Raw genomic sequence first — 15,116 nt, 5'->3', positions numbered from 1 at the left:
GCTGGAAGCTTTCTGGATGGGCCGCTGGTCCATCATATTTATGCAGTAATTGAGATTCCCTCTTAAGCAAGTCCTCAACACTTGTGTGACCTACGCGAAAGGATATTAAAGAGGGCGAATGCGAGGCAGGTCAGCCCCGTCGCCATGCTCTTTCTGTGCCCGTGCGCCGCGGTCAGGAGGGTCTCCCGTAGAGCCTGGGGAGGTTCACTGATATGTTGTACGATAAATCCCTTGAGAAGGATAACTGTGGTTTCGGCCTGATCGCCCACATAGAAGGCGAACCTAGCCACAAGGTAGTGCGTACCGCGATACACGCGCTGGCGCGTATGCAGCACCGTGGCGCTATTCTCGCCGACGGTAAAACCGGCGATGGTTGCGGCCTGCTGCTGCAAAAACCCGATCGTTTCTTTCGCATCGTTGCCGAAGAGCGCGGCTGGCGCTTAGCCAAAAATTACGCCGTCGGGATGCTGTTTTTGAATAAAGATCCTGACCTGGCAAAAGCCGCACGCGAAATCGTTGAAGAAGAGCTCCAGCGAGAAACGCTGTCGATTGTGGGCTGGCGCGAGGTGCCGACCAATGACGGCGTGCTCGGTGAAATCGCCCTCTCCTCGCTGCCGCGTATTGAGCAGATTTTTGTCAACGCGCCTGCGGGCTGGCGTCCTCGTGATATGGAACGCCGTTTATTTATCGCCCGCCGCCGCATTGAAAAGCGTCTTCAGGAAGATAAAGACTTCTACGTCTGTAGCCTGTCTAATCTGGTCAACATCTATAAAGGTCTGTGTATGCCGGCGGATCTGCCGCGCTTTTACCTGGACCTGGCGGATTTGCGTCTGGAATCGGCCATCTGCCTGTTCCACCAGCGCTTCTCCACCAATACCGTGCCGCGCTGGCCGCTGGCACAGCCGTTCCGCTATCTGGCGCATAACGGCGAGATCAACACCATTACCGGTAACCGCCAGTGGGCGCGGGCGCGTACTTATAAGTTCCAGACGCCGCTCATCCCCGATCTGCACGATGCCGCGCCGTTCGTCAACGAGACCGGTTCCGACTCCAGCTCAATGGATAACATGCTGGAACTGCTGCTGGCAGGCGGGATGGATATCATCCGCGCCATGCGTTTACTGGTGCCGCCAGCCTGGCAGAACAACCCGGATATGGACCCGGAACTGCGCGCATTCTTCGACTTTAACTCTATGCACATGGAGCCGTGGGACGGTCCGGCGGGCATCGTGATGTCTGACGGCCGCTTTGCCGCCTGTAACCTCGACCGTAACGGCCTGCGTCCGGCCCGCTATGTGATCACCAAAGATAAACTGATCACCTGTGCCTCGGAAGTCGGCATCTGGGATTATCAGCCGGATGAAGTGGTCGAGAAAGGCCGCGTCGGTCCTGGCGAACTGATGGTGATCGACACTCGCGGCGGGCGCATTCTGCACTCGGCGGAAACCGATGACGATCTGAAAAGCCGCCATCCGTATAAAGAGTGGATGGAGAAAAACGTCCGCCGTCTGGTACCGTTTGAAGATCTGGCCGACGATCAGGTCGGCAGCCGTGAGATGGACGACGATCTGCTCGCCAGCTACCAGAAACAGTTTAACTACAGCAACGAAGAGCTGGATTCGGTGATCCGCGTGCTGGGCGAAAATGGCCAGGAAGCGGTCGGTTCAATGGGCGACGATACCCCGTTCGCCGTACTCTCCAGCCAGCCGCGCATTATTTACGACTACTTCCGCCAGCAGTTCGCGCAGGTCACTAACCCGCCGATCGATCCGCTGCGCGAAGCGCATGTGATGTCGCTGGCGACCAGCATTGGCCGCGAGATGAACGTGTTCTGCGAAGCGGAAGGCCAGGCGCACCGTCTGAGCTTTAAATCGCCGATCCTGCTGTACTCCGATTTTAAACAGCTCACTACCCTGACCGGGGATCACTATCGCGCAGATGTGCTGGATATCACCTTTGACGTGACAGAAACCTCCCTCGAAACCACGGTGAATGCGCTGTGTGATAAAGCCGAGCAGATGGTCCGCGACGGCACCGTTCTGCTGGTGCTTTCTGACCGTAACATTGCTAAAAACCGTCTGCCGGTCCCGGCCCCGATGGCCGTCGGCGCGATCCAGACGCGTCTGGTCGAAAAAAGCCTGCGCTGCGACGCCAACATTATTGTAGAGACCGCCAGTGCCCGCGATCCGCATCATTTTGCAGTGCTGCTGGGCTTCGGCGCGACGGCGATCTACCCGTACCTGGCTTACGAAACGCTGGCGAAGCTGGTCGACAGCAAAGCGATTGAAAAAGCCTACCGCACGGTGATGCTGAACTACCGTAACGGCATCAATAAAGGTCTGTACAAGATCATGTCCAAAATGGGCATCTCGACCATTGCTTCCTACCGCTGCTCGAAACTGTTTGAAGCGGTCGGCCTGCATAAAGACGTTTCCAGCCTCTGTTTCCAGGGCGCGATCAGCCGTATCGGCGGCGCGGGCTTCAGCGACTTCCAGCAGGATCTGCTGAACCTGTCGAAACGTGCCTGGCTGGCGCGTAAGCCGCTGGAACAGGGTGGTCTGCTGAAGTACGTGCACGGCGGTGAATACCACGCCTATAACCCGGACGTGGTGCGTACGCTGCAACTGGCGGTGCAGAGCGGCGAATACAGTGATTATCAGCAGTATGCGAAGCTGGTTAACGAGCGTCCGGCAGCAACGCTGCGCGATCTGCTGGCGATCAACCCCAACGGCGAGGCGGTAAGTCTTGACGATGTTGAGCCGGCAACCGAACTGTTTAAACGCTTTGATACCGCCGCGATGTCTATCGGCGCGCTGAGCCCGGAAGCGCACGAAGCGCTGGCGGAAGCGATGAACAGCCTCGGCGGCAATTCGAACTCTGGCGAAGGTGGGGAAGATCCGGCGCGCTACGGCACCAATAAAGTGTCGCGCATCAAGCAGGTGGCCTCGGGTCGCTTTGGCGTCACCCCAGCGTATCTGGTCAACGCCGATGTGATCCAGATTAAAGTCGCTCAGGGCGCGAAGCCTGGCGAAGGCGGTCAGTTGCCGGGTGATAAAGTGACGCCGTACATCGCCAAACTGCGCTACTCCGTGCCGGGCGTCACGCTGATCTCCCCGCCGCCGCATCACGATATTTACTCTATCGAAGATCTGGCGCAGCTCATTTTTGACCTCAAACAGGTCAATCCGAAAGCGATGATCTCCGTGAAGCTGGTGTCCGAGCCGGGCGTGGGCACCATCGCCACCGGCGTGGCAAAAGCCTATGCCGATCTGATTACCATCGCCGGGTACGACGGTGGCACCGGTGCCAGTCCGCTCTCTTCGGTGAAATATGCCGGGTGCCCGTGGGAACTGGGGCTGGTGGAAACCCAGCAGGCGCTGGTGGCGAACGGCCTGCGTCATAAAATCCGTCTTCAGGTTGATGGCGGCCTGAAAACCGGCCAGGACATCATCAAGGCGGCCATTCTTGGCGCGGAAAGCTTTGGTTTTGGTACCGGGCCGATGGTCGCGCTGGGCTGTAAATACCTGCGTATTTGCCATCTGAACAACTGCGCCACCGGTGTGGCAACCCAGGACGAAAAACTGCGTAAGAATCACTATCACGGCCTGCCGTTCAAAGTGACCAATTACTTTGAATTTATCGCCCGTGAAGTGCGCGAGCTGATGGCGCAGCTTGGCGTGAAACGTCTGGTGGATCTGATTGGCCGCACCGACCTGCTCAAAGAGCTGGACGGGTTTACTGCCAAACAGCAGAAACTGGACTTAAGCAAGCTGCTGGAGACCGCCGAGCCGCATCCTGGTAAAGCACTCTACTGCACCGAGCATAACCCGCCGTTTGATAATGGCGTGCTGAACGCACAACTGCTGGCAAATGCCAAACCGTTTGTCGACGAGCGGCAGAGCAAAACCTTCTGGTTTGATATTCGCAACACCGACCGTTCGGTGGGTGCGCTGCTCTCTGGTTATATCGCACAAACCCACGGCGATCAGGGGCTGGCGTCCGATCCGATCAAAGCGCACTTCAGCGGTACCGCAGGCCAGAGCTTCGGCGTGTGGAACGCGGGCGGCGTGGAGCTGTATTTGACCGGCGATGCCAACGACTACGTGGGCAAAGGGATGGCAGGCGGTCTGCTGGCGGTACGTCCGCCGGTCGGCTCTTCCTTCCGCAGCCATGAAGCCAGCATCATCGGCAACACCTGTCTGTACGGTGCTACTGGCGGCCGTTTATATGCCGCAGGCCGCGCGGGCGAACGCTTTGGGGTGCGTAACTCCGGCGCGATCACCGTGGTGGAAGGTATTGGCGACAACGGCTGTGAATACATGACCGGCGGTATCGTGTGTATTCTGGGCAAAACCGGCGTTAACTTCGGCGCAGGCATGACCGGTGGTTTCGCCTACGTGCTGGATGAAGACGGCGAATTCCGTAAACGCGTGAACCCGGAGCTGGTGGAAGTACTGAGCGTCGATGACCTCGCCATTCATGAAGAGCATTTGCGCGGGCTTATTACCGAGCATGTGCAGCATACCGGTTCACAGCGTGGTGAAGAGATCCTGGCGCACTGGTCAGCCTTCTCGTCCAAATTCGCGCTGGTTAAACCGAAATCCAGCGATGTTAAAGCCCTGTTGGGTCACCGTAGTCGTAGCGCAGCAGAGCTGCGTGTGCAGGCGCAGTAAGGGGTCATTATGAGTCAGAACGTTTATCAATTTATCGACCTGCAGCGCGTTGATCCACCGAAGAAAGCGCTGAAGATCCGCAAAATTGAATTTGTTGAAATCTACGAGCCGTTTTCAGAAGGCCAGGCCAAAGCGCAGGCAGATCGCTGCCTGTCCTGTGGCAACCCCTACTGTGAGTGGAAATGTCCGGTTCATAACTACATTCCGAACTGGCTGAAGCTGGCGAATGAAGGGCGTATTTTCGAGGCGGCGGAACTGTCGCACCAGACCAATACCCTGCCGGAAGTCTGTGGCCGTGTTTGTCCCCAGGACCGCCTGTGTGAAGGTTCCTGCACACTGAATGATGAATTTGGCGCGGTGACCATCGGTAATATTGAGCGTTATATCAATGATAAAGCGTTCGAGATGGGCTGGCGTCCGGATCTGACCGGCGTGAAGCAGACCGGAAAAAAAGTGGCCATTATTGGTGCCGGTCCGGCGGGACTGGCCTGCGCTGACGTGCTGACCCGTAATGGCGTCAAAGCAGTGGTGTTCGATCGCCATCCGGAAATCGGTGGTTTGCTGACCTTCGGTATCCCGGCCTTCAAGCTGGAGAAAGAGGTGATGACTCGCCGCCGTGAGATCTTTACCGGCATGGGTATTGAGTTCAACCTCAATGTTGAAGTGGGCCGTGACGTTCAGCTCGACGATTTGCTGGCGGAGTACGACGCGGTGTTCCTCGGCGTCGGTACGTATCAGTCGATGCGCGGCGGGCTGGAAAATGAAGACGCCGATGGCGTATTTGACGCCCTGCCGTTCCTGATCGCCAATACCAAACAGATTATGGGCTTTGGCGAGACGACCGACGAGCCATACGTCAGCATGGAAGGCAAACGCGTGGTGGTACTTGGCGGTGGTGATACCGCGATGGACTGCGTGCGCACCTCGGTTCGCCAGGGCGCGACGCATGTGACCTGCGCGTATCGTCGTGATGAAGAAAACATGCCGGGTTCCCGCCGTGAAGTGAAAAACGCGCGTGAAGAAGGCGTCGAATTTCAGTTCAACGTCCAGCCACTTGGCGTGGAAGTTAATGCCAATGGCAAGGTTTGCGGTGTGAAAATGGCGCGTACCGAAATGGGCGCGCCGGATGCGAAAGGCCGTCGCCGCGCGGAGATTGTCGCTGGTTCTGAGCACATTGTACCCGCCGATGCCGTGGTGATGGCGTTTGGTTTCCGTCCTCACAGCATGGAATGGCTTGCGAAACACAGCGTTGAGCTGGATTCGCAGGGTCGCGTGATCGCCCCGGAAGGCAGCGACAATGCGTTCCAGACCAGCAACCCGAAAATCTTCGCCGGTGGTGACATCGTGCGCGGTTCGGACCTGGTAGTAACGGCGATTGCCGAAGGCCGTAAAGCGGCTGACGGGATTTTGAATTTTATGGAAGTCTAAGTCTGCCCTCCTGATGCCACCATCACCTTATTCAGATGATGGTGGCGAGTCAGGGCCGCTCAGGATGTAGCGCAATGGACGATCATGGGATTTAATGCATTGCTAAAAGCACGCTTTTATCTCCCCCTGCTCCGTGGCGATTTACGTGTTTTTATCTTTATTTTCAACACACTGGAGTTATCCAGGCTGTATCCGGAACGCCAGCAAAAGCCATTCAAAAAATTCTCTTACATATCAACTCAATGGATTTCCGTTATAAAAAAATTCTGACGTAATCGTTTGCTTTTCTGTGAGAAGTGTATATTATGCGGCGGATTTTTTGGGCCAAATTTAAGGAGGCGTTGTGTCGCAAGATAACAATTATAGCCAGGGGCCAGTGCCTCTGGCGGCGCGAAAAGGCGTAGTTCCACTGACCTTTGTCATGTTGGGTTTAACGTTCTTTTCCGCCAGTATGTGGACCGGAGGAACGCTCGGCACCGGTCTTTCTTATCATGATTTCTTCCTCGCTGTTCTCTTTGGTAATCTCCTCCTCGGTATCTACACTGCATTTCTTGGTTACATCGGCGCAAAAACCGGACTCTCGACCCACCTCCTTGCACGTTACTCTTTTGGCATTAAAGGCTCATGGCTTCCCTCACTACTGTTAGGCGGTACCCAGGTAGGATGGTTCGGCGTTGGCGTGGCGATGTTTGCCATTCCGGTCAGTAAAGCGACAGGGCTTGACGCCAATATTCTGATTGCCGTTTCTGGCCTGCTGATGACCCTGACTATCTTTTTCGGTATCTCGGCGCTGACTATTTTGTCTGTCATCGCTGTGCCCGCTATCGTCATTCTGGGGAGCTATTCGGTGTGGCTTGCCGTTAGCGGCGTGGGCGGACTCGCTCATCTCAGGACGATAGTGCCGCAGACGCCACTGGATTTTTCAAGCGCGCTGGCGCTGGTGGTGGGATCGTTTGTCAGTGCCGGTACGCTGACCGCCGACTTTGTCCGCTTTGGCCGTAATGCCAAAAGCGCGGTGCTGATTGCGATGGTGGCGTTTTTCCTCGGTAATTCGCTGATGTTTATTTTCGGTGCGGCAGGTGCCGCCGCTGTAGGTCAGGCGGACATCTCTGACGTCATGATCGCACAAGGGCTGCTGCTGCCCGCGATTGTGGTTCTCGGTCTGAATATCTGGACCACCAACGACAACGCGCTGTATGCGTCAGGTCTGGGCTTCGCCAATATTACCGGCCTTTCCAGCCGCACGCTGTCGGTAGTGAACGGTATTATCGGTACACTATGCGCATTGTGGCTTTACAATAATTTCGTCGGCTGGCTGACGTTTTTGTCATCCGCCATCCCACCGATTGGCGGAGTGATTATTGCCGACTATCTGTTGAATCGCCGCCGCTATGCCGACTTCAACAACGCGCGCTTTATTCCCGTCAACTGGATGGCGATTCTCTCCGTCGCGTTGGGCATCGCCGCCGGGCATTACGTTCCCGGTATTGTCCCGGTCAATGCCGTACTCGGCGGTGTCTTCAGCTATATCCTGTTAAATCCTCTTTTCAATCGCAGCGTTGCAAAATTCCCGGAGATCGACCATGCAGAATAATTCCCTTACTATCCACCATGCACGTCTACAGGGGCGCGAAGGATTATGGCAACTCACGATTGAAAACGGGCGCTTTAGCCGCATTGAACCGCAGGAAGGGCCAGCTTTAGCGCAAGACAACATGCTGGATGCCGAAGGTGGGCTGGTCATCCCGCCGTTTGTGGAGCCGCATATCCATCTGGACACCACGCAAACCGCGGGTGAGCCGGCCTGGAACCAGTCGGGTACGCTGTTTGAAGGGATTGAACGCTGGGCCGAACGCAAAGCCATGCTGACTCACGAGGACGTGAAAGCACGGGCCATGCAAACGCTGAAATGGCAGATGGCTAATGGTATCCAGTACGTTCGCACGCACGTTGACGTTTCCGATCCCACCCTGACGGCACTGAAAGCGATGCTGGAAGTCAGGCAAGAGGTCGCACCCTGGGTGGACGTACAAATCGTGGCGTTTCCCCAGGAAGGCATTCTTTCTTACCCTAACGGCGAAGCGCTATTAGAAGAGGCCCTCCGTCTGGGAGCCGATGTCATTGGTGCAATCCCTCACTTCGAATTTACGCGTGAATATGGCGTTGAGTCACTGCATAAAATTTTCACCCTGGCGCAGAAATACGATCGCCTGGTCGATGTACACTGTGACGAAATTGACGATGAGCAATCGCGCTTTGTTGAAACTGTCGCGGCACTGGCTCATCGCGATGCAATGGGCGATCGCGTTACCGCCAGTCATACCACGGCAATGCACTCCTACAACGGTGCCTACGCTTCCCGTCTGTTCCGCCTGTTGAAAATGTCAGGGATTAACTTCGTTGCCAACCCGCTGGTGAACATTCACTTGCAGGGGCGATTTGACACCTATCCTAAGCGTCGCGGCGTGACACGCGTTAAAGAGATGCTGGAGGCGGGCATAAACGTCTGCTTTGGCCATGATGACGTCTTCGATCCATGGTATCCATTGGGTACCGCCAATATGCTACAGGTGCTGCATATGGGCCTGCACGTTTGCCAGTTGATGGGATACGGGCAAATCAACGATGGGCTGAATCTGATAACCACCCACAGCGCGAAAACGCTGCATTTACAAGACTACGGCCTGAGCGTGGGGAATTCCGCTAATCTGGTGATCTTACCGGCAGAGAATGGGTTTGACGCGGTTCGTCGCCAGACGCCCGCTCGTTACTCCATTCGTCACGGGCAGATCATCGCCGAAACGATACCGAGCCAGACAACACTGCATCTGACCCAGCCGGAAACCGTGACGTTTAAGCGCTAATCGGCTATCTCCTGTGGCCTTAGTGCAGCGGCTAACGTGAGCATCTGCACAATACAGATTGCTGACAAACATCATCCCGTAGAATGATGCCTGGCGGCGCTTCGCTTGCACAGGCCTACGGGCTGCACGTAACTTGTTGATATTAAATGTTTCGAAGGCCACCAGGGCGAAACCGCCACCTGGCAAAACGGCGCAAAAAATAGCAAAACAGGTTTGTCGTCAGTCTGCACACTGCAAACATTATGCGCAAAGATATGATATGAGCAGGGAGTAAGGCAGGAAGCTTCTCTCTCCGCCAGGAGAGAGAAGGATATTACTTCACGACACGCAGTGCAGGACGGCCACCGCGCGGCGGCGGATCGTCATCCGGATCGTTATCATCCTGATGATCGGGTTTGTCGCCATCAATGACCGACATCACCGTTTCATTTTCAACGTCAGACTCGCCGTCGTCGTTCTGGCTGACAATGTCTTCGTCGTAGGCGGCTTCCGGCTCAAACATGGTGCCTGCACCGTTTTCACGCGCGTAGACAGCCAGTACCGCGGCCAGTGGAACGGACACCTGACGCGGCACGCCGCCAAAGCGCGCGTTAAAACGCACTTCGTCGTTCGCCAGCTCAAGATTGCCAACTGCACGCGGTGCAATATTCAACACGATCTGCCCGTCTCGCGCATATTCCATCGGGACATGCACGCCAGGCAACGTCACATCCACTACCAGGTGCGGCGTGAGCTGGTTGTCCAGCAGCCATTCATAGAATGCGCGCAGCAGATAAGGACGGCGTGGGGTGAGTTGTGACAAATCCATGCGGTTTAGCCCCGGCCAAGACGTATTTCACGCTCGGCTTCAGTCAGAGAAGCGAGGAAAGAATCACGTTCGAACACGCGGGTCATATAGCCTTTCAGCTCTTTCGCCCCCGCTCCGCTGAATTCAATACCCAGCAGCGGCAGACGCCACAGCAGCGGGGCCAGGTAGCAATCGACCAGGCTGAATTCATCGCTCAGGAAATAAGGCTTCTGACCGAATACCGGTGCAATGGCCTGTAATTCTTCACGCAATTGTTTACGCGCAGCGTCCGCTTCAGAAGCAGAACCGGTGACGATGACGTTCATCAGCGTGTACCAGTCTTTTTCGATACGGTGCATGTAAAGACGGCTTTCACCACGGGCAACCGGATAAACCGGCATCAGCGGCGGGTGCGGAAAACGCTCATCAAGATATTCCATGATGATACGGGATTCCCACAGGGTCAGCTCACGATCTACCAGCGTCGGCACGCTCTGATTCGGGTTGAGGTCAATCAGATCCTGAGGCGGGTTATCCTTCTCCACATGCTCTATTTCAAAGCTAACACCCTTTTCAGCCAGCACAATGCGGACCTGATGGCTATAGATGTCAGTAGGACCAGAAAACAGCGTCATTACCGAACGTTTGTTGGCAGCGACAGCCATGGAAACCTCCAGGTATATTCAGAATTTTTACTGCTGCCAGCCACAGAGTGACTGACCAGATGTTTACGCCTCATTTCCGTTGAACGACATTCCTGTTCAGTTAGTAAACAAAAAATGAACAATCCCCGGTATTTGGGCAGAAAATTGGATGATAGTTTACCAGATTTTGACGCCTTTGTGGTGAGGCTATTCCGGAAATGTGGAAAAAGAGGCCGTTGAGGGCCTAAAAATGTGGATAAACCTGACGTTATGCATAAAAAAACCCGCCGAAGCGGGTTTTTGTGCCATCGGTAAAAAACCGATTAACGTTTGGAGAACTGCGGACGACGACGTGCTTTACGCAGGCCGACTTTCTTACGTTCAACCTGACGAGCGTCACGAGTGACGAAGCCAGCTTTACGCAGTTCAGAACGCAGGGATTCGTCGTACTCCATCAGAGCGCGGGTGATACCGTGACGGATCGCACCAGCCTGACCAGAGATACCACCACCTTTAACGGTGATGTACAGATCCAGTTTCTCAACCATGTCGACCAGTTCCAGCGGCTGACGAACTACCATGCGGGCAGTTTCACGACCGAAGTACTGTTCCAGAGAACGTTGGTTGATAACGATTTTGCCGTTGCCCGGTTTGATGAACACGCGAGCTGCGGAGCTTTTGCGGCGACCAGTGCCGTAGTATTGATTTTCAGCCATTGCCTATAATCCCGATTAGATGTCAAGAACTTGCGGTTGCTGTGCCGCGTGGTTGTGCTCGTTACCTGCGTAAACTTTCAGTTTACGGAACATAGCACGACCCAGTGGGCCTTTTGGCAACATGCCTTTAACCGCGATCTCAATCACACGCTCAGGACGGCGAGCAATCATCTCTTCAAAGGTCGCTTGTTTGATACCACCGATGTGGCCAGTGTGGTGATAGTACACTTTGTCAGAACGCTTGTTGCCAGTAACAGCAACTTTATCAGCGTTCAGAACGATGATGTAATCACCGGTATCAACGTGCGGAGTGTATTCCGCTTTGTGCTTACCGCGCAGACGAAGAGCCAGTTCGGAAGCCAGACGGCCCAGAGTTTTACCGGTCGCGTCAACAACATACCAGTCGCGTTTTACGGTTTCTGGTTTAGCTGTAAAAGTTTTCATTAAAAGCTTACCCAAATAAATTAGTTACACGTTGGTGAACACCCAAACGCTTCAAAACACATGAGGCTCACACGACATTGTCCAGTAAACCTACCCCCTCGGATATGTTTAAACCGGCACACAAAGTTTTGGGAAAAAAACTTCGTTGTAACGTGGGGTCGCAGGATTATAGAGAAGTCAGGGTTAAAGATCGACCCCTTTTTGTGATTTGCACAGGGGTTTTTGCGCTACTACATACCCCGCTACCCTCACGCCAGATGTTCAAGACGCAAATACTCTTCGCTCTGCATCTCCTGCAAACGTGACAGACAACGGCGGAATTCAAACTGGAGCACGTTGCCCTGATAAATCTCCGCCAGCGGACGTTCGGCGCTCACCACCAGCTTCACATGGCGCTCGTAGAATTCATCCACCAGCGCGATAAAACGTCGTGCTTCGCTCTCCATTAACGGGGTGATCACCGGCATGTCAAACAGCAGCACCGTATGAAATAGCCGTGAGAGCGCAATATAGTCATGCTGACTGCGGGCATCGACGCACAGCGTGGTAAATGACGCCGCCAGCGTCTGGTTTTCCACGCCCAGCGTCGGGAACGGGCGATGATTAATTTCAAGCTCTGGCGCATGGCTGCGTTTCGCGCCCGCCAGCGCCAGCCACAGCGTATCCATTTGCTGTTGCGTCTCGCTATTGAGTGGCGACAGCCACAGATGCGCCTGAGTCAGCGTGCGCAGGCGATAATCGATTCCTGCATCCACGTTCATAACATCGCAGTGTTCTTTGATAGCCTCAATGGCAGGCAGGAAGCGCGCACGCTGTAACCCGTTGCGATACAGTTCATCCGGCGGGATGTTAGAGGTTGCCACCAGCGTAATACCGCGCGCGAATAAGGCTTTCATCAACCCGCCCAGCAGCATCGCGTCGGTAATGTCCGAGACAAAAAATTCATCGAAGCAAAGCACGTCGGTTTCGGCTTTAAAACGGTCGGCAACCACTTCCAGCGGGTCGCTCTCTCCCTGCAATTGCGTCAGTTCTTCATGAACCCTCAGCATAAAGCGGTGAAAATGCAGGCGCTGTTTACGTTCGCCTGGCAGGCTCTGGTAAAAAAGATCCATTAACCAGGTTTTGCCACGCCCCACGCCGCCCCACATATACAACCCGCGCGCGGGAGGGATGACCACGCTATCCTGTTTACCGAGCAGTTTGCCAATTTTACCGAACAGGCCACCGCGTGGCGTCGCAGGCTCGGTCCGTGCGGCAAGTTGCTGGTAGATGGCATCCAGGCGGCTTACCGCCTCGCGCTGCACATCGTCTGGCTGGTGGCTGCCCTCCTTCAGGGCCTGCTGGTAACGCGATATCGGGGAAGTGCTTTGCATGGCTTATTATTATTCCTTGTCAATCTGTGTGCCATCGTTCACGCCTGGCGAAAAAAAGGCCGTTCTACACTACGCGATGTGCGGCCGGGATTCCACTTCTGAGGATTTAGCGGTTATAGTGGCATTATCGGGCAGAGGCACGACGCCTCATTGCCAATACCCTACGGAATCACAAACAACGGGAGATGTACATGACCTGGGAATATGCGCTAATTGGTTTAGTTGTCGGTATCATCATCGGTGCCGTTGCCATGCGTTTTGGTAATCGTAAACTGCGTCAACAGCAGGCTTTGCAGTACGAACTGGAAAAAAACAAAGCAGAGCTGGAAGAGTATCGTGAAGAGCTGGTCAGCCACTTTGCCCATAGCGCGGAACTGCTGGATAACATGGCTGATGATTATCGTAAGATTTATCAGCATATGGCAAAAAGCTCCAGTAACCTTCTGCCCGGCATGGCAGCGGAAAATAATCCTTTCCGCAACCGTCTGGCTGAATCGGAAGCCAATAACGATCAGGCTCCGGTGCAGATGCCGCGCGATTACTCAGAAGGCGCGTCGGGCTTGTTGCGTAACGGCATTAAGCGCGACTAAATCCTTCTTCCTTTCTTTTCGGGCGCACGCGCTGCGCCCGCTTCAGTTTTTCTTATACCAGCTATTATTTAATCATTATCGCATTGTGACCCGGCCACATTTTCAATAACATCAAACTGTTTTGGGATGGTCTTTTTTCACTTCAGGTATGAGAGCCAGCATCGATGAAGAAACAAACCCTGCTGTTGAGTGCGTTAGCGTTAAGTGTCGGGTTATCTCTTTCGGCACCCTTTGCGGCTGTTGCGGCACTGCCGTCGCAGGTTCCCGGTCAGGCGGCGCTGCCGAGCCTGGCTCCCATGCTGGAAAAAGTGTTGCCTGCGGTAGTTAGCGTTCAGGTTGAAGGCACTGCCGTCCAGGGCGCAAAAGTGCCCGAAGAGTTGAAAAAATTTTTTGGCGATGTGGCCCCGGATCAGCAGCCACAGCCTTTTGAGGGGCTGGGTTCTGGCGTCATCATCGACGCGGCGAAAGGCTATATTCTGACCAACAATCATGTGATTAATCAGGCGCAGAAAATTAGCGTGCAACTCAACGATGGTCGTGAGTTTGAAGCCAAATTGATTGGCAGTGACGATCAGAGCGATATCGCGCTCCTGCAAATCCAGAACGCGCCTAATCTGACGCAAATCGCGATTGCAGATTCCGATAAACTTCGCGTCGGCGATTTTGCCGTGGCGGTCGGCAATCCGTTTGGACTCGGGCAAACGGCAACGTCCGGGATTGTTTCCGCGCTGGGCCGCAGCGGCCTGAATCTGGAAGGGCTGGAAAACTTTATCCAGACCGACGCCTCCATCAACCGGGGCAACTCCGGGGGCGCGTTGCTGAATCTAAACGGCGAACTGATCGGCATTAACACGGCCATTCTTGCACCGGGCGGCGGCAGCGTTGGCATCGGTTTTGCCATCCCCAGCAATATGGCGCGCACGCTGGCTCAGCAGTTGATTCAGTTTGGTGAAATCAAACGCGGCCTGCTGGGGATCAAAGGCATGGAGATGTCGGCGGATATCGCTAAAGCCTTTAATCTTAATGTGACGCGTGGCGCATTTGTCAGTGAAGTACTGCGCAACTCTGGTTCGGCAAAAGCAGGGATTAAATCAGGCGATGTCATCGTCAGCCTGAACGATAAACCGCTGAACAGCTTTGCCGAATTGCGCTCGCGGATCGCCACTACAGAACCGGGCAGCAAAGTGAAGCTGGGATTACTGCGCGACGGCAAACCGCTTAACGTAGAAGTGACGCTGGATAAGAGCACCTCGTCTTCCGCCAGTGCTGAGATGATTGCGCCAGCGCTTCAGGGGGCAAAACTCAGCGACGGTCAGTTAAAAGACGGCTCGAAAGGAATTACGGTGGATGAAGTGGAAAAAGACAGCGCCGCAGCGCAGGCCGGACTGCATAAAGGCGATGTGATCACGGGTATCAACCGCGAACGCATCCACTCTATTGCTGAAATGCGTAAAGCGCTGGAGTCGAAACCGTCCATCATTGCCCTGAATATTGTACGCGGGAATGAGAACATCTATTTGCTTCTGCGTTAATAGTTGGCGCTTCCGGACGTCACCTGACGTGTGATGTCCGGAAAAGTCGTGCTATGCTGCGACGG

At 54.8% G+C, this 15,116-nt stretch carries 11 protein-coding genes; 6 read left to right on the top strand and 5 right to left on the bottom strand.

Annotated features, from left to right (window positions below; genetic code table 11):
- Positions 1-212: 212 nt before the first annotated feature.
- The 4 genes from gltB to CHU32_RS11330 all read left to right on the top strand — a co-directional run bounded on the left by gltB (position 213) and on the right by CHU32_RS11330 (position 8,965).
- Positions 213-4,673 carry a glutamate synthase large subunit gene (gene gltB / locus CHU32_RS11345; protein ID WP_103675638.1) on the top strand — a complete coding sequence of 1,487 codons (4,461 nt, stop codon included), beginning with the start codon at positions 213-215 and terminating at the stop codon, positions 4,671-4,673.
- Between the two features lie 9 nt (positions 4,674-4,682).
- Positions 4,683-6,101 (top strand): glutamate synthase subunit GltD, encoded by a 1,419-nt coding sequence (gene gltD, locus CHU32_RS11340; RefSeq protein WP_103675637.1) that lies wholly within the window; start codon positions 4,683-4,685, stop codon positions 6,099-6,101.
- A 343-nt stretch (positions 6,102-6,444) separates the two neighbouring features.
- Positions 6,445-7,695 carry a cytosine permease gene (codB, locus tag CHU32_RS11335; protein ID WP_103675636.1) on the top strand — a complete coding sequence of 417 codons (1,251 nt, stop codon included), beginning with the start codon at positions 6,445-6,447 and terminating at the stop codon, positions 7,693-7,695.
- Positions 7,685-8,965 carry a cytosine deaminase gene (locus CHU32_RS11330; protein ID WP_103675635.1) on the top strand — a complete coding sequence of 427 codons (1,281 nt, stop codon included), beginning with the start codon at positions 7,685-7,687 and terminating at the stop codon, positions 8,963-8,965. The genes codB and CHU32_RS11330 overlap by 11 nt, the downstream gene beginning before the upstream one ends.
- A gap of 313 nt (positions 8,966-9,278) precedes the next feature.
- On the opposite strand, the gene sspB is transcribed toward CHU32_RS11330, so the two are convergent.
- From sspB to zapE, 5 genes are all read right to left on the bottom strand, one after another.
- Complete coding sequence (sspB, locus tag CHU32_RS11325) at positions 9,279-9,773, bottom strand: ClpXP protease specificity-enhancing factor (RefSeq protein WP_103675634.1); 495 nt, start codon at positions 9,771-9,773, stop codon at positions 9,279-9,281.
- A gap of 5 nt (positions 9,774-9,778) precedes the next feature.
- The gene (gene sspA / locus CHU32_RS11320; protein WP_103675633.1) at positions 9,779-10,417 is read right to left on the bottom strand and encodes a stringent starvation protein SspA; all 639 of its coding nucleotides are present in this window, start codon (positions 10,415-10,417) and stop codon (positions 9,779-9,781) included.
- A 302-nt stretch (positions 10,418-10,719) separates the two neighbouring features.
- Positions 10,720-11,112 (bottom strand): 30S ribosomal protein S9, encoded by a 393-nt coding sequence (gene rpsI / locus CHU32_RS11315; protein WP_000829818.1) that lies wholly within the window; start codon positions 11,110-11,112, stop codon positions 10,720-10,722.
- A gap of 15 nt (positions 11,113-11,127) precedes the next feature.
- Positions 11,128-11,556 (bottom strand): 50S ribosomal protein L13, encoded by a 429-nt coding sequence (rplM, locus tag CHU32_RS11310; RefSeq protein WP_103675632.1) that lies wholly within the window; start codon positions 11,554-11,556, stop codon positions 11,128-11,130.
- Positions 11,557-11,804: 248 nt separating this feature from the next.
- Positions 11,805-12,929 carry a cell division protein ZapE gene (zapE, locus tag CHU32_RS11305; RefSeq protein WP_103675631.1) on the bottom strand — a complete coding sequence of 375 codons (1,125 nt, stop codon included), beginning with the start codon at positions 12,927-12,929 and terminating at the stop codon, positions 11,805-11,807.
- A 191-nt stretch (positions 12,930-13,120) separates the two neighbouring features.
- Here zapE and zapG point away from each other — a divergent pair, with 191 nt between their 5' ends.
- Both zapG and degQ read left to right on the top strand, forming a co-directional pair.
- Entirely contained in the window at positions 13,121-13,519 is a 399-nt protein-coding gene (gene zapG, locus CHU32_RS11300) for a Z-ring associated protein ZapG (RefSeq protein WP_103675630.1), read from the top strand.
- Between the two features lie 164 nt (positions 13,520-13,683).
- Positions 13,684-15,051 (top strand): serine endoprotease DegQ, encoded by a 1,368-nt coding sequence (degQ, locus tag CHU32_RS11295; protein WP_103675629.1) that lies wholly within the window; start codon positions 13,684-13,686, stop codon positions 15,049-15,051.
- Positions 15,052-15,116: the final 65 nt, after the last annotated feature.

The organism is Superficieibacter electus (assembly GCF_002915575.1).
GTDB lineage: Bacteria > Pseudomonadota > Gammaproteobacteria > Enterobacterales > Enterobacteriaceae > Superficieibacter > Superficieibacter electus.
The sequence above is the reverse complement of the archived record's forward strand: the minus strand, read 5'-3'. Positions and strand labels throughout refer to the sequence as shown.